This window comes from Hymenobacter frigidus, from assembly GCF_014640435.1.
Taxonomy (GTDB): Bacteria; Bacteroidota; Bacteroidia; order Cytophagales; family Hymenobacteraceae; genus Hymenobacter; species Hymenobacter frigidus.
Map to the genome: position 1 here is coordinate 15,843 of NZ_BMGY01000025.1, position 20,831 is coordinate 36,673.

16 protein-coding genes are annotated in these 20,831 nt (G+C 65.0%); 7 read left to right on the forward strand and 9 right to left on the reverse strand.

Annotated elements, in window-relative coordinates; translation table 11 throughout:
- The first annotated feature begins 38 nt into the window (after nucleotides 1–38).
- Nucleotides 39–281 carry a hypothetical protein gene (locus IEW17_RS13355; protein ID WP_188562549.1) on the forward strand — a complete coding sequence of 81 codons (243 nt, stop codon included), beginning with the start codon at nucleotides 39–41 and terminating at the stop codon, nucleotides 279–281.
- A gap of 20 nt (nucleotides 282–301) precedes the next feature.
- Here IEW17_RS13355 and IEW17_RS13360 read toward each other — a convergent pair whose 3' ends face one another.
- From IEW17_RS13360 to IEW17_RS13400, 9 genes are all read right to left on the reverse strand, one after another.
- Nucleotides 302–2,557, reverse strand: a complete 2,256-nt coding sequence (locus tag IEW17_RS13360) for a xanthine dehydrogenase family protein molybdopterin-binding subunit (protein WP_188562550.1) — start codon at nucleotides 2,555–2,557, stop codon at nucleotides 302–304.
- Between the two features lie 20 nt (nucleotides 2,558–2,577).
- Nucleotides 2,578–3,621 carry an FAD binding domain-containing protein gene (locus IEW17_RS13365; protein ID WP_188562551.1) on the reverse strand — a complete coding sequence of 348 codons (1,044 nt, stop codon included), beginning with the start codon at nucleotides 3,619–3,621 and terminating at the stop codon, nucleotides 2,578–2,580.
- Nucleotides 3,622–3,633: 12 nt separating this feature from the next.
- Entirely contained in the window at nucleotides 3,634–4,668 is a 1,035-nt protein-coding gene (locus IEW17_RS21355) for a 2Fe-2S iron-sulfur cluster-binding protein (protein WP_188562552.1), read from the reverse strand.
- Between the two features lie 377 nt (nucleotides 4,669–5,045).
- Nucleotides 5,046–5,432: a hypothetical protein gene (locus IEW17_RS13375; protein ID WP_229748999.1), complete on the reverse strand. Its 387-nt coding sequence runs from the start codon at nucleotides 5,430–5,432 to the stop codon at nucleotides 5,046–5,048.
- On the reverse strand, nucleotides 5,384–5,995 hold the full coding sequence (locus IEW17_RS13380) for a murein L,D-transpeptidase catalytic domain-containing protein (RefSeq protein WP_188562554.1): 612 nt from the start codon (nucleotides 5,993–5,995) through the stop codon (nucleotides 5,384–5,386). Before IEW17_RS13380 ends, IEW17_RS13375 begins: the two co-directional genes overlap by 49 nt.
- Nucleotides 5,992–6,954 carry a tyrosine-type recombinase/integrase gene (locus IEW17_RS13385; protein ID WP_188562555.1) on the reverse strand — a complete coding sequence of 321 codons (963 nt, stop codon included), beginning with the start codon at nucleotides 6,952–6,954 and terminating at the stop codon, nucleotides 5,992–5,994. Before IEW17_RS13385 ends, IEW17_RS13380 begins: the two co-directional genes overlap by 4 nt.
- Before the next feature lie 290 nt (nucleotides 6,955–7,244).
- Complete coding sequence (locus IEW17_RS13390; protein WP_188562556.1) at nucleotides 7,245–8,540, reverse strand: PQQ-dependent sugar dehydrogenase; 1,296 nt, start codon at nucleotides 8,538–8,540, stop codon at nucleotides 7,245–7,247.
- A gap of 527 nt (nucleotides 8,541–9,067) precedes the next feature.
- Nucleotides 9,068–9,601, reverse strand: coding sequence for a hypothetical protein (locus tag IEW17_RS13395; protein ID WP_188562557.1), 534 nt, complete (start codon nucleotides 9,599–9,601; stop codon nucleotides 9,068–9,070).
- A gap of 300 nt (nucleotides 9,602–9,901) precedes the next feature.
- A complete protein-coding gene (locus IEW17_RS13400; RefSeq protein ID WP_188562558.1) occupies nucleotides 9,902–10,534 on the reverse strand; it encodes a sulfite exporter TauE/SafE family protein in 633 nt (210 codons plus the stop codon).
- A 263-nt stretch (nucleotides 10,535–10,797) separates the two neighbouring features.
- Here IEW17_RS13400 and cobN point away from each other — a divergent pair, with 263 nt between their 5' ends.
- The 6 genes from cobN (at nucleotide 10,798) to IEW17_RS13430 (ending at nucleotide 20,793) form a co-directional block, all read left to right on the forward strand.
- The gene (cobN, locus tag IEW17_RS13405) at nucleotides 10,798–15,093 is read left to right on the forward strand and encodes a cobaltochelatase subunit CobN (RefSeq protein WP_188562559.1); all 4,296 of its coding nucleotides are present in this window, start codon (nucleotides 10,798–10,800) and stop codon (nucleotides 15,091–15,093) included.
- A gap of 191 nt (nucleotides 15,094–15,284) precedes the next feature.
- Nucleotides 15,285–16,289 carry a biotin synthase BioB gene (gene bioB / locus IEW17_RS13410; protein ID WP_188562560.1) on the forward strand — a complete coding sequence of 335 codons (1,005 nt, stop codon included), beginning with the start codon at nucleotides 15,285–15,287 and terminating at the stop codon, nucleotides 16,287–16,289.
- Nucleotides 16,290–16,311: 22 nt separating this feature from the next.
- A complete protein-coding gene (locus IEW17_RS13415) occupies nucleotides 16,312–17,454 on the forward strand; it encodes an aminotransferase class I/II-fold pyridoxal phosphate-dependent enzyme (protein ID WP_188562561.1) in 1,143 nt (380 codons plus the stop codon).
- 150 nt (nucleotides 17,455–17,604) lie between these two features.
- A complete protein-coding gene (bioD, locus tag IEW17_RS13420; protein ID WP_188562562.1) occupies nucleotides 17,605–18,273 on the forward strand; it encodes a dethiobiotin synthase in 669 nt (222 codons plus the stop codon).
- A 16-nt stretch (nucleotides 18,274–18,289) separates the two neighbouring features.
- Nucleotides 18,290–19,588 carry an adenosylmethionine--8-amino-7-oxononanoate transaminase gene (gene bioA / locus IEW17_RS13425; RefSeq protein WP_188562563.1) on the forward strand — a complete coding sequence of 433 codons (1,299 nt, stop codon included), beginning with the start codon at nucleotides 18,290–18,292 and terminating at the stop codon, nucleotides 19,586–19,588.
- Entirely contained in the window at nucleotides 19,585–20,793 is a 1,209-nt protein-coding gene (locus IEW17_RS13430; protein WP_188562564.1) for a beta-ketoacyl synthase N-terminal-like domain-containing protein, read from the forward strand. The genes bioA and IEW17_RS13430 overlap by 4 nt, the downstream gene beginning before the upstream one ends.
- Nucleotides 20,794–20,831: the final 38 nt, after the last annotated feature.

The window sequence follows — 20,831 nt, forward strand, 5'->3', positions numbered from 1 at the left end:
TCCGCTCGTTTTGAGTCAGGATACATACCCAAGAGGCGGTGGCAAACGATGCAGCACCTGGCCCCGGATTCGCCAAGTATCCCGCCGCAGCTGCTCCGCGCGGTATCGGCGTCAACCGCCGCGTGAGCCTTAACACCGCCTACACCACGGCCCACGACGACGAATTCGTGTACTGCGGCCCCGAACGCTACAAAAACGGCGGCATGGCCCAGCAGCTGCAGGCCCCAAAGCTATGGAACAGCAAGTTTCCATCCCGTCGTCGGAGGAGGAAAGTTGCTTAGGGTAATTTTATCCCCCGCTGCTACGAAAAGGCCAGCTTGTCAGGGGTGAGCGGCAGCGAGCGCAGGCGCCGGCCGGTGGCGTGAAACACGGCGTTAGTAATGGCCGCCGGGGTGCCCACACAGCCAATTTCGCCGATTCCGCGTGCGCCCAGCTCGCTGATGTGTGGGTCGGGAATGTTGAGCCATTCCACGGTCATGTCGGGCGTGTCGGCGCAGCTGGGCACGTGGTAGTCGGCCAAGTTGCGGACCACGGCGCGGCCGTTGCGCGGGTCGTAGTGGGTGGCTTCCATCAGGGTGGCGCCCACGCCCATGGCCATGCCCCCGATGATTTGCGAATGCGCCGTTTTGGGGTTCATCAGCCGGCCCGCGTCGTACACGGCGCACAGCCGAGCCACCCGAATGGAGCCGCTGGCCTCGTCGACCCGCACTTGGGCAAATACGGCGCCGAACGAATAGAACGAGTATTTATCCTTTTCTTCGCCCGGTTTGGCCCCGCCCATGGCGATGACGGAAGGCAGCTTAGCTCGGCGTAAAATCGCGCCGTATTCTTCGCCTTTCGCTGGATTTGTTTTGAGTACCAGGCGCCCCTCCTGGGCGTCGATGGCTTCGGTCGCGGCACCAAACAGCGGCGACTCGGCGTCGCGCACGGCCAGGTTTTTGAGCGCTGCCAGGGCGGCGCGCGCCGCCGCTTGCGCGGCCGGGCCCACGGTGGCCGTGGTAACGGAGCCGCCGGTGGTGGGCGCCGAAGGCAGGGCCGAGTCGCCCAGCTCAAACCGCACCCGCTCGATGGGCAGGGACAGCGCGTCGGCGCTGATTTGGCGGAAGATGGTGTAAGCGCCGTTGCCCAGCTCGTGGGTGGCGCTTTGCACCAGGGCGCGCCCGTCGGCGAAGATGGTGGCGCGGGCCTGGGCCTCGCCGCGGCCCGCCGGGTACATGGTGCTGGCCATGCCGTAGCCAATGAGTTGGGTGCCCTCGCGCATGGAGCGCGGCTTGGGGTTGCGCTGGTCCCAGCCGATGAGCTCCTTGCCTCGGGCGTAGCACTGCCGCAAATTTTTACTGCTCCAGGGCTTGCCGGTTTCGGGGTTCTTGTCGGCGTAGTTGCGCAGGCGCAGCTCCACGGGGTCGAGGTTGAGTTCGGTGGCCAGCTCGTCCATGGCGCATTCCAGGGCCCAGCTGCCCACGGTTTCGCCCGGCCCGCGCATGGGGCAGGGCGAAGGCAGGTGCAGGTGCGAAAGCTGGTGCGTAAAGCTGATGTTGGGCACGGCGTACATCATGCGCGTGAGGCGGGCGCAGGGCTCGGTGAAGCCGCTGGACAGCGAGGAATGCGTCTGGGTATCGTGCTGCAGCGCCGTGATTTTGCCGGCGCGCGTCGCGCCCAAGGCCAGGGTTTGCCGGGTGGCGGCGCGCTGCCCGGCCACGGCGAACATGTCCTGCCGGCGCCACTCTATTTTGACCGGCCGGCCCACCGCCCGCGCCGCCATGGCCGTGAGTAGCGGCGGCGCATACAGCCAGCCCTTGGACCCGAACGCGCCGCCGATGAACGGGCAGATGATGTGCACGCTTTCCTTGGGCAAGCCCAGCGACGTCGCCATTACTTCCTGCAGCACTTCGATGCCGCGGGTGGTGTCGTAGAGGGTGAGAAAGTCGGCCCCGCCGCGCTTTTCCCAGCGCGCGACGGTGGCCAGCTGCTCGATGGGGTTGTGGTGGGTAATGGCCGACTCGTAGACCCGTTCCACCTTCACCGGTGCGGCGGCCAGCGCGGATTTGGGCTTTCCTATCGTCACCTGCAGTTTTTCCTTGCTATTGCCCAAAAACATTTCGGGCAAGGTTTTGCGGCTGGCGGTGGCCATGGCGAGCTGCGGCGGGCGCTCCTCGTAGGCCACGCGCACCAGTGTGGCGGCGTACCGGGCCCGCTCGTGGGTGTCGGCCACCACCACGGCCAGCGGCTGGCCAGCGTACTCGATGGCGGCGGTTTGCAGCGGCTGCAGGGTTTCGGAGATGCCGCCTTCGCCGCGAAACTGCGTCTCGCCTATTTTCTCCGGAATGGGCTGCAGCCGGGGGGCGTTTTCGTGGGTGAGCACCGCCAGCACACCGGGCGCTTTGCGGGCGGCGCTCACGTCGATGGAACGCACCGTGCCGTGCGCAATGGCGCTGCTCGCCACCGCGCCGTAGGCCAGGTTGGGTACGTCCCACTCGGCCGTGAAGCGCGCGGCGCCAGTGACTTTGAGGCGTCCGTCTACGCGGTCGAGCGGTTTTCCAGTGGCTTGCGTTGTCATAAGTCGAAGGAATAAGGCAATTAACGGGGAGTCGCCAACCGGCCGGCGACACCGCCCACGCTGGCCGCAAAGGCGGTGCCGGCCGGGCCTTGCATGGGCTGCAGGCCGCTGGTTTCCAGCAGGGCCCGCACCATCAGGTTGCGGCCCATGGGGATTTTATAGGCGTTGTGTTCGAGCGGCTTGGCGTCGGCAAACGCCGCGTTGGCGGCGGCCTGAAACAGTTGTTCGGTGGGCAGCTGGCCCGCCAGCAGGGCTTCGGCGGGGCCCACGCGCCAAGGCTTGTGCGCCACCCCGCCCAGCGCCACCCGCGCCCGCCGAATCTTCGGGCCGTCCATTTCCAGGGCCACGGCGCACGACACCAGCGCGTAGGCGTAGGAGGCGCGCTCCCGGACTTTGAGGTAGTGCGAGCGGCCGGCGAAAGCGGGCAGGTCGATGGCCGTAATCAACTCGCCGTGCTCCAGCACGGTGTCGAGGTGGGGCGTGTCGCCCGGCAAGCGGAGCAACTCGGGGAAGGCAATGGTGCGCGGGCCCGTGGTTTGCACGCGGGCATCGAGCGCGGCCAGGGCCACGGCTAGGTCGCTGGGGTGCGTGGCGATGCACGCTTTCGAGGCCCCGAAGAGGGCGTGCACGTGGTTGTAGCCGCCGATGGCCGCGCACCCGCTGCCCGGCGTGCGCTTGTTGCAGGCCTGGGCCGGGTCGCGGAAGTACGGGCAGCGGGTGCGCTGCAGCGGGTTGCCCGCCATCGAAGCCATGTTGCGAATCTGCACCGAGGCACCCGCCAGCAGCGCTTCGCTCATGGCCGCGTAGCGTTGCTGCAGGTCGGGGTGGTACGCCGCGGCGGTGTTGGAAACGCCCGCCCCGATGCGAACCCCGCCTTCGAACGCAGTAATTTGCTTGAGCGGCAGGGCCGACACGTCCACCAGCAGGCTGGGGTGGTGCACGTCCTCCTTCATCAAGTCGAGGTGCGAGGTGCCGCCGGCAATGAAGGTGGCCCCGGGGGTTTTGGCCACGGCGGCCACGGCCTGGTCGGCGCTGTCGGCGCGCTGGTACTGGAAAGGATGCATGGCAGAATGGGGTTACGCGCGCTGAACTTCCTGGATGGCGGCGATGATGTTGGGGTAAGCGCCGCAGCGGCAGAGGTTGCCGCTCATGGCTTCACGGATTTCGACGGCCGAGCCGGCCCGCACGTTTTTGTCCTGCAAGAGCGCCGTGGCCGCCATAATCTGCCCCGGCGTGCAGTAGCCGCATTGAAACGCGTCGTGCTTGAGGAAAGCCGCCTGCATGGGGTGCAGCGTCTCGCCCGTCGAGAGCCCTTCGATGGTGGTAATTTCCTTGCCCTGGCTCATCACGGCCAAGGTGAGGCACGAGAGGGCGCTTTGCCCGTCGAGGTGCACGGTGCAGGCCCCGCACTGGCCGTGGTCGCAGCCCTTTTTGGTACCGGTGAGGTGCAGGTTTTCGCGCAGCGCATCCAGCAGGGCAACGCGCGGGTCAAGCTGCAGACGGTGGGTTTTGCCGTTGATGGTCAGCACGACGGGAATGGTGTCGGCGCTACTGGCCGGGCCCATCGGGTCCGCGGCGCTGTTGGCCTCTTTGGTCGTGGATTCGGTGCTGCAGCCGGGGAGTAGCAGCAGCGCGGCGGCGGCCAGCGTGGCCGTGACGAACGTGCGGCGCGAAAGTCCGCCGCCCAAAGCACTTACTCCACCAGCCGTGGCCGGCGGGGAATGGAGGGCTTCCAAAGCCGCCAGGACCTGGCCGGCCCTCAGGTCCTGGCCGGGCGCTACCACGGTTTTCCAGCGCACCACGCCGCGCTCGTCGAGCAAGAAAAGGGCCCGCTGCCCCGCCACGCCAAACTGGGCAGCCAGCGCCCCGCGGCAGTTCAGCGCGTGCCATTCGTCGGTGGCGGTGTCGACAAAAGTCGCGCCGCTGCCAAACTCCCGCGAGAGGCGCGCAAAAATTTCGCTCTGGTGGGCCCGCGTGGGGTCCCATTCTTCGGGGGCGAAAGCCAGGATGACGGGCCGGCCGCGCCATTCGAACAGGCGGGAGCCGTCGGGCAGCACGCAGTTCGGCGCCAAGTCGCCGGTTTGCAGGTTGGGGGCTGATTCGTGGGGCATCCGCATGGCTTTACGTGAGTCTTTAAACGCATACGCACCACAACCCGCATCGTTGGGTCAGGACAAGGCCGAAGCCAAGCGAGCAGTAGCGCTTTGGGATTGCTCAGCGCCCGGGTTCGTGGCCCCTACGAGTGCGCGCGACTGCTATCAATGCCACGGAATCAAAGCATGCCCCACCCACCGCAAATCATCAGGGCGCGGGTGCCCTGCGGCGTCTACTACGGCGCCTGATTTTCCAAAAGCATTTGCAGCTGATTGGGCGGTTGCGATGAGGCCGTTCATTGTAACGGTCGTATTCTGAGACGCCCCGCCCGTAATTAATCCAAGTGGACCTGCCCCTGCCGGCTGACGCTCCCTGCCGTTATTTTCCGTTTTTACTATTGTGCGACCCCTCTCCCTGCGGCCCAGTGCATTGTTTCGCGTAACCAGTCGGCATAAAAGGCACTGCTGTCCCGGTCAATGTTGTGCGCTAATTCTTGTAAGGAGGCCTGCGCTTGCGCCCCAGCGCGTGGGGCATCCCCGGCTAAGCGGGCCTGCGCGGCCGCTACAAGGGAGGCCACATCGCCGGTGGTGAGCGCGGAGGGAACCGCTTGCGCCTGAAAGGCCTGGGCCGCGGGTAGGTCCCGGGTGAAGGCCGCGGCAAAAAAAGCCGCCTCCAACCACACCGTTTCGTGCAGGGTCGCCGGCATCCGGTGCAGATGCGCGCGATAAGTTGCTAAGAACTGCGCGGCTTGCGCCACGTGGCCCGCATCCAGCGCCGCCAAGTAGAGGTAGTGGTAGAGATAGGGCTTGAAAGGCAGCGTGTCGGGCAGCCCTCGCTTTGAATGGGGTGCCCGGTAGTCGGTCCCGTTGGTACACCCGCCCAGGCGTGCAGCACGACGGCCCGTCGGCGTAGGTTACGGGTGCCGGCATCGAGGCCGTAGAGGCGGAACACCCGCCCAAATCCTCCCACGTACCGCTCACCGATACGTGCCAGGCCACGCGAGCTGCACCGGGAGTTCACCTCATTGGAGTACCTTACCCGGCCCTGCGCGTCGGTCACGCCGTTGAGGCATACGCCCTGTACCAGGATGGTGCCCCTCGTCAAGTCCAGCACAAAGAAGCGGTAGCGGTTATCGGGGCGGGTCAGGTCCACGTAGCAGGCGACGCCGGGGTTATACCTTTTTCCTTCCCGCTGCACATCCCGACGCAGTTCGTTCACGTAGCGGGCGACCGGAGGGGCGCCATCAGGCTCCTTGTTGCCGCGACAGGAAGCGCCCCCAAAGGCCCCGATAGCTGTTAAGAGCAATAGTAGAAGGTTGCGCAGGAGCGTAAATCGAAAAATCATAACCCGAGTTTCTGAGCGGCGTTGTGCTGGCGCACGTTGTCGAGGCGGGTGTAACGGCGAATCATCTCCGAGGTCTTGTGCTTGGTCTGGTTCATCACCTCCGAATCATCGGCCCCGGCCAGCTTGGCCACGGTCACGAAGGAGGCCCGTAACGAGTGGGCCGTGTAACTGGCCCCGAGATAGCGTTGGACAATGATATTGATGTGCTTGTCCGTAAGCCGCCGGTCGGTCAGCCGCTCGCCCTTGCGGAAGGATACGAACACCGGTCCCGTGGTCCGGTCCAGTCGCTGCACCCAGGCCTGCAAGGTACGGATGGGGCAGAGCTTGAACTCGGGGGAATAGAAGATGGCCTTCTCCTCGGCGGCCCCCAGCTGGTTGGTTTTGCTCTTTGCCAGGTTCACGATGAGTCCTTCCTCGGAGAAGCTCAAGTCCTCCACGTTGAGGGCGGCCAGCTCCGAGCGGCGAAAGGCCCCGGTAAATCCGAGCAAGAGAATCACCCGGTCCCGCAGGCCCGCCACGGTTTTGGCATCGATGCTTTTCACGGTGCGCTTGAAGAGCGCCAGGGAAAACGCCGGGGCCTGTTTCTGGCGGATGCCCTTCAGGCGGGCGATGCCTTCCATAAGCACCTTGAACTTCTTATCATCGGTCGGTGAGTCGACGCCTCGCAGCGCGTGGGCTTTGCTCACGGCCGCGCAGTGGCGCTGAATGGTGGCCACCTTCTTGTCCGTTTCGGCTAGGTGGGTGACGAAGCCCGCCAGCGTATCCACGGAAGCCGGCAGCGGTTCCAACCCGTGCGCGGCGCACCAGACCCCGAAGCGCCTGAGGTCCCCGGCATAGGCCTTGGCCGTATTCGGCGCGCCCTGCAAGCCGGCCTCCACGTAACGCGCCGTATGTTCCGAGAGGTGCGCCAGCGAAAGCCCCCGGGCAGCAGCAGCAGTCGACAGCAATAGGTTTTCCATGTAGCCTATATATAAGGAGTAAATCACTCGTTTTCGGGCAAGTTCCAAAGCTACCATTTAACATCCGATAAGTAAACATTATCGGAGCCTATCTTGAAAATTAAGAGAACGTGCCAAGCCAATTGAGTTAGGCATCACAAGTAAGCTGTTGTTACACCTGTGAGGGCGCGCGGATTAACCTGGGCCCGGGAACGGCTGGGCGCATGGTGAACGGGAATCAATCCGGTGGCTTGGTGCTCAAAAGCCCGGCGTTGCCGACTGGCAGCGGCCATTGTCCGCGCAAGGCGGCATCATGGACGGCCCGCCCGGGGAGCAATCTTCCACACTTCGCCGTTGGCCTCGTCCGTGACGACATACAACGCCCCGTCCGGGCCCTGGCGCACGTCGCGGATGCGTTGCTTGCGGTCGGTGAGCAGCCGCTCTTCGCCCGTCACGCGGCCCCCCTCGAGCCGCAAGCGCACCAACGCCCGGTCCTTGAGGGCGCCGACAAACAGGTTGCCGCGCCAGTCGGGAAATGCGTCGCCGGTGTAAAACTGCGCACCCGACGGCGCAATGACGGGGTCCCAGTAATACACCGGGTCCACGTAATTCGGCTGGGTCGTCACGGCGTCGGGAACGGGCGCGCCCGAGTATTCCTCGCCAAAGGTTACCACCGGCCACCCGTAATTTTTGCCCCCTTCGATTCGGTTCAGCTCGTCGCCGCCTTGCGGGCCCATGTCCACGGACCACAGCTGCCCCTGCGCGTCGAAGGCCAGCGATTGCACGTTGCGGTGCCCCATGGTCCAGATTTCGGGCCGCGCGCCGGCCTGCCGGGCAAAGGGATTGCCCGCGGCCGGTTGCCCATCGGGGGCCAGGCGCAGAATTTTGCCCATGTGGCTGTCCAATTGCTGGGCCTGGGGCCGGATTTCCAGGTCCGAGCGTTCCCCCAGGCTGAGGAAGAGCAGGCCGTCGGGCCCAAACGCGAGGCGGGAACCGTAGTGCAGGTCGCCGTTGTACGCCGGCAGGGCCCGGAAGATGACCCGCACCTGGCCCAGGCTCCGGCGGTCAGCAGAAAGCACGCCTTTGGCCACGCTGGTGGCGTTGCCCGTGGCCCCCCGCGGCTCGGAAAACGACCAATAAATCGTCTGGTCCGTGCCAAAGGCGGGGCTAAGCGCCACGTCGAGTAGGCCGCCCTGCCCCGTGGCGTACACCGCGGGCACCCCCGTAATGGGGTCTCCCACCTGCCCGGCGGCGGACACGATGCGCAGCGTGCCCGGCTTTTCCGTGATTAGCACGTCGCCGTTGGGCAACGGTTCCACGGCCCAGGGGTTCTTTAATCCCCGGGCCAGCACCGTCACCTCAAAGGCCGGACCCGACCGCATCCCACGGGCCCGGGTTTGTTCCGGAAAAGTTGGCCGCTGTTCCGGCGCGTTGGCGGTCCGGGTCTCCAGCGGGGGAAGGCCATTGGGCGTTGTGGGCTGTCCGGTCGGGTCCTTCGGGGCTTGAACGCGCTGCTCCTGGCCGGCGCGGTTGCAGGCGACCCCTAAGCCAAGTAGCAGGACGGCGGTAGCACTAGCCAGGCGGCGTTGGGTGGTGGGATGTTGCATGAAGATATAGTGGCTGTTTATCAGGGAACAAAGCCCCAGTAAATACGCAACCCGCCGGGTACTGTTGTTGTGTCTGTTGCCCGGGTGGGATTCTTTCTTACAGGTAACCTTTGGCTGCACCGGTTTAATGAAGAGCGCGCAAGGATGCTCTTTGGAGAAACCTCAATCAGTGCCGGTACTTGCCCTCCTGTTGTTCACGCTGTTCAGCGGCTGCACTGGACCGCCAGGGCCTAGTGCCACCGCGCGGGCCGGCGGGTCCCAGCGTGCCCTTGGCGACAGCCGGGTTCTTTACTTTCGCCGCCCCGCCGTCATGGACACCGTCACGGGGTTCTCGTTACAACGGGGCGAGAATTTCCGGCAGGGGTTCCGCTATCCCGACAGACATCCCCAAGGCAAGCCATTGATTAGTGAGATGGCACGAAAAGACGCATAGGAGGACAGTAAAAGCCGCTTTTTGCCTGCTCCATACTTGCCTTATAAAACGAGCGAAATTTCGGTCGCCTGCTGGGGTTAGAGGGGTACCGGTGTCAAAGGCGCTTCGCCCCGGTCCTCACTAGGTAGCGGGAGAGCATGTCGGCGGTTCCGGGAAGGGGCGTGCGGGCAATGAGTTGGGTCTGCAAGAAGGTGTGGCAGGTCTGGTGCCGTACCCTTCGCTCGGTGTGGAGCGTGTCGCCCAGGTCCAGCAACGGGGCCTCTTCGGCTTGGCAGGGCACCGAGCCGTCCGTCGAAATGGACAACAATTCGGGCCAGTACCGAACTTGCCGCCCGAGCGGTCGCACCAGCAAGTCCAGGACGGTTTGGCTTGCCACTTTTGCCGGCAAATACGGGCCCGGGTGGCGGCCCACCAAGACTCGCAGCCGCACGTAAGTCCCCGCCAAGCCGGGTGTCTGCGGGGTGGAGACAATAACCGTCAGGAATTTGGCTTCGCCGCTCGGTCCTCCTTCTAACCGGTGAAATACAGCGTTGCGGACGAGCTCGGGCGGTACAGGCACGTCTTTGGAAATCAGCTGGATGGGGCAGGTTAGTAGCGTGCAAAAGAAAGCCGCGTATTTCCAGGGCATCAGATGGGGAGAAAGATGAGCCGTGTAAAGCAGAACACAACGGGCAGTTTAGAAAGTCAGGAGTTGTAGTTCAGGAAAACGGTCGTGCCGTAAACGTGCTCCGTTCAAAAATAGGAGCATTTTTCGATACGCTTACAAAGCACGCTGACAAACAGCGATTTGTGGCTTAACGTAATTTTTCGCCCCGTTGTAACGAGAACCCCAATAATAATCAAAGAAGCCGTGGAGGAATCATGGGCGGGCTGGGCGGCAGGAAGTGGAGGCGCGCACGCGGCTCCCAGGCAGGCGTTGAGTCAGGCTCTAAGTCAGGCTTTCAAACAGCGTGTAGACGCCGATGCCGATGGACAGCCCGCCCACCACGTAGTTGAGCCATTTGAGGGAGGGGCGCCACTGGCTGGAAAAGCGGCGGGCCGACAGGGCAAACAGGCAGCCGTAGGTCGTCATCGATATGATGATGCCCGCGCTTTGCAGCATGATAAGCCAGATGGCCATGCTGACGTTGCGGGCGGCCAGCGTGAGGGCAAGGGTGCAAGCCCCGCCGGTGCCGGCCAGCCCGTGCACCATGCCCACTCCGAACGAGCGGCTGAGCACGCCGCTGGCCGGTTTGGCCGGCGCCGCGGGCAACGAGGGCCGGAAGTTGCGCCGGATGGCCAGCACGCCCAACCAAATCATCAGCGGCCCTATGACGACCTCCACTTGCTCGACGATGCGGAGCGAGACCGAAGACTTGAATAGGATAATCAGGCCCGCGAAGCAAATCAGCGAAAGCGAATGGCCCAGCGCCCAATGCGAGGAACGCCAGATAACGCGCCACATGCGGCCCGTGCCCTCTTTTTGCTCGGTGGCCAGCACCGACACGGCCGCCATGTGGTCGGGCTCAAAGGAGTGCTGAAGGCCGAGGAGCAGGGAATCCAGGAACAGGGGGCTAAACATGCAAGTACAGAGAGGTTTTCCGGGTAAAATCTAATTTGTGCGGCGGCGAAGGAAAGGGGCGCGGCGCGCGGCCGGCCAGCAGTTGAAGGGCCGGTAGCGGGCAAACATACTCAGCTCCCGCTTGTAGCAGCAGCAAGCGCTGAATAACTTGCGCAAACATAATGAGTGGGCGACAGTTTAGCGCGCTAACAGAATCGGTCTTTAATTCCCTGGCTGCTACGACCTATAACCCAGGCTATCGCCTCCATTCCTCCCAAAGCAGCATGCGCGAAATCAAACGTCAACGAGTGTTGCGCCCCGATGGGAAAGCCATCAACCTGGTGCAGCGCCGGGGCCACTTGTCCTACTGCTACAACGCCTGCTGCTGCGGCCGGGTCGACCGGGGCTACCCGGCCGTGCCCGTGGATTTGTACAAAAGCGAATGGCTGCGGCGCAAGCTGCGCAACGTGGTGCACATGACCAAGGGCGGCTGCCTGGGCCCCTGCACCCTGGCCAACGTGGTGACGCTGCTCTTCGACGGGCGCTCCACCTGGTTTCACTCCATCAACAGCGACTGGCAGGTGCTGGCCATCTTCGACTACCTCGACAGTCTGGTGGCCGCCGATGCCTACCTCGCGCCGCCCGCCGAGCTGGCCGAGTACGTGTTCCAGTTCTACAGCTGGAACGGGGCCGAAGCGGCTGCCAGCGCCGCGGCGTCCCCCGTGCTGGCCGAGGGCATTGCCTTCCTCACCCACGCCGACACCGACCTGCTCACGCTGCACCGCAGCTTGCAGGAACTGCCCGCCGACTTTCCCAAAACGGTCGGCATCAACCTGCTGGCCATCAAAACCGAGGCGCACATGGCCCAGCTGCTCGACCGCGAAATCGGCGCGGCGCGGGTGATTGTGCTGCGCATTCTGGGGCGGCCCAGCAGTATTCCGGGTTTTGGTGAGCTGGTGCGGCGGGCGCAGGCGCAGGGCCAGCACCTGCTGGTAATTAGCGGCGCGGGCGACCTGAACCCGGAGTTCGCGGCGGTGTCTACGGTGTCGCCGGCCGTGCTGCACGAGGCGCTGGGCTACTTGCAGGCGGGCGGGCACGCCAACCTGACCGAACTGTTGCACTTCCTGGCCGACCACCTGCTGCTGACCGGCTTCGGCTTTGCGCCCCCGGCCGCGCTGCCCGAGCACGGCCTCTACCATCCCGATTTGCCCGAAAACGCGGACCTGGCCGACTGGCTGCGCCGGCGCGACCCGACCCTCCCCACGGTGGGCATCACGTTCTACCGTGCGCACTGGATTAGCGGCAACACGGCCTTCGTGGATGCGTTGGTACGAGAGCTCGAAAGCCGGGACGTCAACGTGTTGCCGGTGTACACCGCCTCGCTCAAGGCCGTGGACGCGGCCTCGGGCTGGCCGTTGGCCTTTGGGTTTTTTCGGGATGAAGACGGGCCGCTGATTGATGTGCTGGTCAACACCGTATCGTTTGCGATGAGCGACGTGAACCCCGACGGCCCCACCAGCGCGGGCTGGTCGGTGGCGGCACTGCAGCAGCTGGACGTGCCGGTGCTGCAAGCCATCACGAGCGGCATGGCGCGCGGGCCGTGGGAGTCGTCGGGCCGGGGCCTGAACCCCTTGGATACGGCCATGAACGTGGCCATTCCCGAGTTCGACGGCCGCCTCATCACCGTGCCCATCTCCTTCAAGGAAAAAGGCCGCGAAGCCGCCGGCTACGCGCCGCTGCCCGACCGCATTGAGCGGGTGGCGGGCCTGGCCGTGCGCTTCGCCCGGCTGCGGCACGTACCCAACGCCGAGAAGCGCATCGCCTTCATCTTCACCAATTCCAACAGCAAAGCTTCCCAGATTGGCAACGCGGTGGGGCTCGACGCGCCGGCCTCTTTGCTCGAGCTGCTGCACGCCATGCAGGCCGAGGGCTACCAGCTCGCCGACCTGCCGCCGACGGGCACCGCGCTGATTCACGAGCTGGTGGACCGCTGCTCCTACGACCAAACCTACCTGACGCCCGCGCAGCTGGCGCGCGCGCCCGGCCAGGTGCCCTTTGCCCAATACGCCGCGTGGTTTGCCGAATTGCCGGTGGTCTTGCAGCAGAAAATGGTGAAGCAGTGGGGGCCGCCGCCCGGCGAAACCTACGTGCACGACGGCCACATTGCCCTGGCCGGCCTGCCCTTGGGCAATGCCCTGGTGGTGCTGCAGCCGCCCCGCGGCTACGGCATGGACCCCGACGCCATCTACCACCAGCCCGACCTGCCGCCCACCCACCACTACTACGCCCTCTACCGCTGGCTGCGCGACAGCTGGGGTGCCGACGCCATCGTGCACGTGGGCAAGCACGGCACCCTGGAGTGGCTGCCGGGCAAGGGCATCGGCTTGTCGGAAAATTGCTTCCCGGATGCATTCCTGGGCGACATGCCCTTGTTTTACCCCTTCATCATCAACGACCCGGGCGAGGGCTCGCAGGCCAAGCGGCGGGCGCACGCAGTGGTTATCGACCACCTGACGCCGCCCATGACCACGGCCGATACCTACGGCGAGCTGGCGCAGCTCACCCAGCTCGTGGACGAATACTACCAGGTGGAGGCCCTCGACCCCAGCAAGCTGCCGCTGCTGCAACGGCAAATCTGGGAGCTGGTGAAGCAGACCAACCTCGACAAGGACCTGGCCGTGCTGCTGCGCCGCGACCACGGCGACCACGTCCACGACTGGGACGAGGAACTCTCGCCCGAAGGCGTGCCGGTGAGCCTGGCCGAAATGGACGGCAAAGACGTGGCCCACCTCATCGAGGACATCGACGGCTACCTCTGCGAGCTGGGCGCCGCGCAAATCCGCAACGGCCTGCACATTCTCGGGCAGGTGCCCACCGACGAGGCTTTGGTCGACATGCTGCAGGCGCTGACCCGGCTGCCCAACATCGGGGTGCCGGGCCTGCAAGCCGGCATGGCGGCCCTGTTCGGCTTTGAGCTCGATGACCTGCTGGCGGCCAAAGGGCCGAAGTTGGCCACCAGCGCCCCCGCCGCATTCGCGGAGCTGGCCGGCCGGCCCGTGGTTACCGGCGCCGACGCCCTGGAAGTGCTCGATGAGCTGACCAAGCACCTGCTGCTGGCCTGGCAGCAGCAGCGCTTCCGGCCCGCAGCGCTCGACCAGGTGTTGTTTGAGAGCTTGAACATAGCGCCAACCCACCCTGGCCTGACGCCCGTGCGGCAAACCCTGACCTTCGTGGGCCAGCAGCTGCTGCCCAACCTGGCGCAGACTTACGACGAAGTGGCCAACCTGCTGCATGGGCTGTCGGGGGGCTACGTGCCGGCCGGACCCAGCGGTGCGCCCACCCGGGGCATGGCCCACATTCTGCCCACCGGGCGCAATTTCTACGCTGTCGACCCCCGCGCCCTGCCTTCGCAGGCCGCCTGGGAAGTGGGCCAGCAGCTGGCCCGCGAGGTGCTGGCCCGCCACCTGAAGGAAACCGGCCGCTACCCCGAAAGCGTGGGCATGAGCGTGTGGGGCACCAGCGCCATGCGCACCCACGGCGACGACGTGGCCGAAATCCTGGCTTTACTGGGCGTGCGGCCCGTGTGGCAGCCCCAGAGCCGCCGGGTGGTGGGCGTTGAGGTGATACCGCTGCCCGAGCTGGGCCGCCCGCGCATCGACGTGACAACGCGCATCAGCGGCTTTTTCCGCGACGCCTTTCCGCACCTGATTGAGCTGCTCGACGATGCCGTGCAGCTGGTGCTGGCCCTGGACGAGCCGCTGGAGGACAACTTCGTGCGCAAGCACTACCTCCGCGACCTGGCCGAGCTACAGACTCAGGAAATGCCCGTGGAGGAAGCCGAGCAGCGCGCGGCCTACCGCATTTTCGGAGCGCCGCCGGGCAGCTACGGCGCTGGCATCCTCCCGCTCATCAACGAGAAAAACTGGCACGCCGACGCCGACTTTGCCCAGGCCTACGTGAACTGGGGCGGCTACGCCTACACCCGCAGCGAAAGCGGCACGGAGGCCCGCGCCGAGTTCCGACAGCGGCTCTCGGGCGTGGAAGTGGCCCTGCACAACCAGGACAACCGCGAGCACGACATCTTCGACAGCGACGACTACCTGCAGTTTCACGGCGGCATGATTGCCACCATCCGCAGCCTCACCGGCCAGCAGCCCAAGCACTATTTCGGCGACACCCAGGACCCCGCCCGGCCCGCCGTGCGCGACCTCAAGGAGGAAGTTCTGCGGGTGTTTCGCTCGCGGGTCGTCAACCCCAAGTGGCTGGCCGGCATCCAGCGCCACGGCTACAAAGGCGGGCTGGAGTTAACGGCCACCGTGGACTACCTGTTCGGCTACGATGCCACGGCGCACGTCGTGGACGACTGGATGTACGAGCAGGTGGCCGAAACCTACGCCCTCGCGGCCGGCATGCAGCAGTTTTTTGCCGACAGCAACCCCTGGGCCCTGAACGCCATTGCCGAGCGGCTGCTCGAAGCCGCCAACCGCGGCCTGTGGGCCGCCCCGTCGCCGGAAATACTGGCCGCTCTGCAACAGGTGTACCTGCAGAGTGAAACGCTGCTCGAAGCCCGAAACGAGTAAGAACCTATCCGAAAAATAAGCTGAGCCTGACCGTTCTCTTTTTGACCTAATAGAATAGCCTCTAAGCGGCCCATTTCATCATTTTTTTGACTGGTTTTTGCCCTGTGATGTAGCTTTGAGCCCTAAAGTAGCGCCTGTTTATCGGGCTCCTGCTCATTTGCAATGTCATACCAACCATACTACTCGCTACTATGCTCCGCACCAATTGGACTCTTGCCGAAGTAAATGCCATTTACCACCAGCCGGTACTGGAACTGGTGACGCAGGCCGCCGCCGTGCACCAGCAGCACCAGGCCACCGGGGAAGTCCAGGTTTGTACCCTATTGAGCGTTAAGACCGGCGGCTGCCCCGAAGACTGCTCCTATTGCCCCCAGGCTGCCCGCTACCACACCGGCGTGCAAGCCCACAAGCTGCTGCCCGATGCCGAAGTGCTGGACTCCGCCCGCCGGGCCAAAGACGCGGGCAGCACCCGCTTCTGCATGGGAGCCGCGTGGCGCGAAATCCGGGATAACCGCGATTTTGACCGCGTGCTGGGCATGGTCGAGCAGGTTAATGGCTTGGGGCTGGAAGTGTGCTGCACCCTGGGCATGCTCAACGAGTATCAGGCCGAGCGCCTCAAGCAGGCCGGGCTCTACGCCTACAACCACAACCTCGACACCAGCGCCGCGCACTACGGCGAAATCATTACCACCCGCACCTACGACGACCGGCTCAACACCCTGGAGCACGTCCGCAAAGCCGGCATTTCGGTGTGCAGCGGCGGCATCATTGGCTTGGGTGAAACCGACGAGGACCGAATTGCCATGCTGCACACGCTGGCTACCCTACCGGCCCACCCCGAGTCGGTACCGGTCAATGCGCTGGTGCCCGTGGCCGGCACGCCGCTGGCCGACCAGCCCCGCGTGAACGTGTGGGAAATGCTGCGCATGATTGCCACGGCCCGGATTCTGATGCCCGGCACCATGGTGCGCCTGTCGGCGGGCCGCCAGGAAATGTCCGTCACCGAGCAGGCGCTCTGCTTTCTGGCCGGGGCCAATTCTATCTTCAGCGGAGAAAAGCTGTTGACGACGCCCAACCCCGACTTTGCCGCCGACCAGGATATGTTTGCCCTGCTCGGCCTGAAGCCCCGCAAGTCATTCAAAGACGTACCGCAAGGGGCAGTGGTGCTAGGCCGGTCGGAAACCGTGGTGGCGTAGCGCCTGCTCGTATTCCATCGGCATGCCATCATTTTCCCTGGACCAACGCCTGGCGGCGGCCCTCACCAAGCGCGAGGCCAGCGGAACGCGGCGGGCGCTGGCCCCGCCGGTGGCCGGGCTGGTTGATTTCAGCTCCAACGACTACCTGGGCCTGAGCCGCCACCCAGCGGTGCAGGCGGCGCAGCAGGTGGCGGCCGCGGCCGGCAGCACCGGCAGCCGCCTGCTAACCGGCGACTCGGTGGCGGCCCAGGCGCTGGAAAGCCGGCTGGCCCACTTTCACCGGGCCGAGGCGGCGCTGCTTTTCAACTCCGGCTACACGGCCAATCTGGGCTTCTTCGCCACCATTCCCCGGCGCGGCGATACCATTCTGTACGACGCCGACAGCCACGCCTCGGTGAAGGAGGGCATCCATGCCAGCCCGGCCACCGCCTGGAGCTTCCGTCACCACGACCTGGCCGACCTGGAACGTAAGCTGGCACGCGCTACCGGGGCCGTGTTCGTCGCCGTTGAAGCCTTATACTCAATGGGTGGCGATATGGCCCCACTGGCCGAGCTGGCCGCTTTGTGCCAGCAGCGCGGGTTGCACCTGGTGGTGGACGAAGCACATTCCAACGGTATTTATGGGCCTCTGGGCGGAGGTCTGGTGGTGGAGCTGGGGCTGGAAAACGCCGTTTATGCGCGCATCCTCACCTTCGGCAAAGCGCTGGGTAGCCAGGGTGCGGCCATTGTGGGGCCCGCCGTGCTGCGCGACTACCTGGTCAATTTCTGCCGGGCATTCATCTACACCACGGCGCTCCCGCCGCTCACTATCGCCGGCCTCACCGCCGCCTACGACCTGTTGCCGGCCTTGGCGGCCGAGCGGGAAAAGCTGTTTCACCTCTCTCATTATTTGAAAGCTCAGCTCCATTCTTTGCCCGGCCTGCGCGTACCCCCCGACAGCCACATTATTCACCCCGTCTTTTTTACCCGCTGTCCGGGGCCGGAGCAGGTGCGCCAGCTGGCCGCCGCCGTCCAGGCCGCGGGCTTCGACGGGCGGGCCATCGTGGCGCCCACCGTGCCGGCCGGCACCGAGCGACTGCGCCTTATCGTGCACGCGTTCAATACCGAAGAGCAGATTGAAGGCCTGGCCGCGGTGCTTGCCCGAAGCGCCCGTTTCACTGCTTAAAAAGCCGTTTTAATCAAGCCAAAAAAACGGTCATGCTTATCTGGCGTTCTGATATTTAAACAGCTGTTTTTTAACGAATAGCAAGTCTATTGCTCCAGGTCTTATCTAACGAGTACCCCGCCCCTGCTCAAGCCCTACATTTTCAGGTTTATGGAACGTCTTTTTGTTACCGGTATCGGCACGGATGTCGGCAAAACTGTGGTTTCGGCCATCCTCACCGAAGCGCTGCGGGCCGACTACTGGAAGCCCGTGCAGGCCGGCCTGGAACCGACTACCGACTCCGCCACCGTGCGGGCGCTGGTGCAAAACCCGACCAGCCACTTTTTTCCGGAGCGGTACCGGCTGCAAATGCCCGCCTCGCCGCATAAAGCTGCCGCAGCCGAAGGCCTGACTATTCGGCCCCAGGATTTTGAGCTACCTGCCACGGCCAACCATCTGGTGGTGGAAGGGGCGGGCGGGCTATTGGTACCGCTGGCTCCCGGTTTTCTGCTGGCCGATTTACTGGTGCAGCTCGACCTGGCCGTCATCGTGGTGTCGCGGCATTACCTGGGCAGCATCAACCACACCTTGCTGACTCTGGAAGCGCTGCACGCCCGGGGCGTGCGGGTGCGCGGGCTGGTTTTCAACGGCGACTCTGCGCCCGCTACCGAGCAGTTTATCAGCCAACACACGGCAGTCCCCGTGCTCCCGCCTTTGCGGGTCGAGGCGACGGTTTCGCCCGAAATGGTAACCCGGTATGCGGCCGGGTTCCGGGCGTGGTTCGAGCAGTCGTGGCAAGCTACTCCCACGCCTTCCTCCCGAGTTTTACCCTCCCTCTAGCTTTTATTCTTACCCCATGCCTACCCTTGCTGAACGGGACCATGCCGTCCTGTGGCACCCCTACACCCAGATGCAGACCGCGCCGCTGCCCATTCCCATTGTGCGGGGCGAAGGCGCCTGGCTGCAGGCCGAAGACGGAACCCGCTACCTCGACGGCATCTCGTCGTGGTGGGTGAACCTGCACGGGCACGCCCATCCGCACATTGCCCGGCGGGTAAGCGAACAGCTGCACACGCTGGAACACGTGCTTTTCGCGGGCTTCACGCATCCGGGGGCAGTGGAGTTGGCCGAGCAGCTGCTGGAAATTCTGCCTCCGAACCAGGCCCGCGTCTTTTACTCCGACAATGGCTCCACGGCCGTCGAAGTGGCACTGAAAATGGTGCTCCAGTACTTCCACAACCAGGGCCAACCGGAGCGGCGCACCTTTCTCTGCTTCCGCGACTCCTACCACGGCGACACCTTCGGGGCCATGTCGGTGAGCGGGCGCGGCGCATTCACGGCCCCTTTTGCCCCGTTCCTATTTGATGTCGAGTTTCTGGACGTGCCCGTCCCGGGCCGCGAAGCCGAGGTACTGGCGCAGCTCGACGCCTTGGCGGGGCGTTCCGATTTGGCCGGCTTCATTTTCGAGCCCCTGCTACTCGGCACGGCCGGGATGCTGACCTACGGCCCCGACGTGCTCGACGAGCTGCTACGCCGCTGCCACGCGCACGGCCTGCTTTGCATCGCCGACGAGGTGATGACCGGCTTCGGCCGCACCGGCCGCCTGTTTGCCAGCGACTACCTCACAGAATTACCCGACATCCTATGCTTATCTAAAGGCCTGACGGGCGGTACTATGGCCCTGGGCCTGACCACCTGCACGGCAGCAGTCTACGACGCTTTTCTGAGCGAAGACCGGCTGAAAACCCTTTTCCACGGCCACTCCTACACGGCCAATCCCATTGCCTGCGCCGCAGCCCTGGCCAGTCTGGAGCTAACCCGAGCCCCCGCCTGTGCGGCGCAACTGGTCCGCATCAGCACGGCCCATGCCCGCGTCGCCCACGAATTGCAGGGCCAGCCGGGGGTGCGCGCCGTGCGCCACCTGGGCACGGTACTGGCCGTCGAATTTGCGGTAGAAAGCACCACTTCCTACTTCAGCAGCCTGCGCGACCAGCTATACGCCCTGGCGCTGGCCCGCCGGGTCATCCTGCGGCCCTTGGGCAATGTTGTTTACCTGATGCCACCCTACTGCACCACCGACGCGGAACTGGACCTCCTCTACGATACGCTGCGGGCCATGCGCCAGCTGGTGCTCAACCCGGTGGCTGCCTCATGAGCAACCGCGAGGAGCTGATTCTGCTGCGGGGCCGGGGCCGCGTTTCCGCCTTGGGCACCAACGGCCAAGGGCCTGCGGCGGCTTCCCCCGGCTTTACCATGCGCCAACAGGGCCCGGCCGCGCTGCCCGTAGCAGCGCTGCCCCAGGAAACTGAAAAGCAGCTGGTAGCGCTAGGCCAGCAGCACGCAGCCTACCGGCAACTCGACCGCACGGTGCTGTTGGCTATCCTGGCCGCCCGGCAGGCCAGCGCTCAGGCCGGTTGGGCCAGCCACCCGGAAGCGACTCTGGCCGTCAGCATCGGCTCTTCGCGGGGCGCTACCGGCCGCCTGGAGCACCACCATCACGAGTTTCTCACCACGGGTACCACGGCGGTAGCAGCATCGCCGCTTACCACACTCGGCAACGTGGCGAGCTGGGTGGCGTTCGACGCCGGCTCGACCAATGGGGCGGCCCTTAGCCATTCCAGCACCTGTAGCAGCGCGTTTCAGGCGCTGGGCAACGCCGTAGCGTGGTTGCGGGCTGGCATGGCCGGGCGGTTTCTGGCGGGAGGGGCCGAGGCACCGCTCACGGCTTTCACCCTAGCGCAGATGCAGGCCCTGGGCATCTACTCCCCTTTTGAGGCGACCCAATTTCCCTGCCGGCCGGGGGCGGGCAAGCCCTCCACCTTCGTGTTGGGCGAAGGCGCGGCGGTGTTTGCGCTGGAGATGGTAAGCCGGGCCGCGCTGCAAGCCGAACGCGCCCGGCAGGTCTCATTCCAGCCCGCGTTCTGCCTCGAAAGCGTGGGGTTTGGCTTCGAAGCCATCAGCAGTAAGACCGGCCTTTCCGCCCAGGGGCACCACTTTCAGGCGGCCATGCGAATGGCGCTCGCGCAAGCGGACTGCGCGCCGGCGGCCATCGATGCCGTGGTGCTGCACAGCCCCGGCACCCCGGCCGGCGATGCGGCGGAGCGGCAGGCCATGCGGGCGGTTTTTGGAAATAATCTACCGGATATCACTTCCAATAAATGGCTGCTGGGCCACACGCTGGGCGCATCGGCCGCTCTGAGCCTGGACTACGCCTGCCAGCTGCTGGCCACGCAATCGTGGCCGGCCCCCCCCTTTGCCACTGACCTGACGCCGGCTCCCAGCCGCCCCATCCGGCGCGTGCTGGTGAATGCCGCCGGATTTGGCGGCAACGCCGCCAGCGCGGTGATTTCGGTGGTGTAAGGAGCAGGGACTCTAAAGCACCTTCCTGGGTACAATGG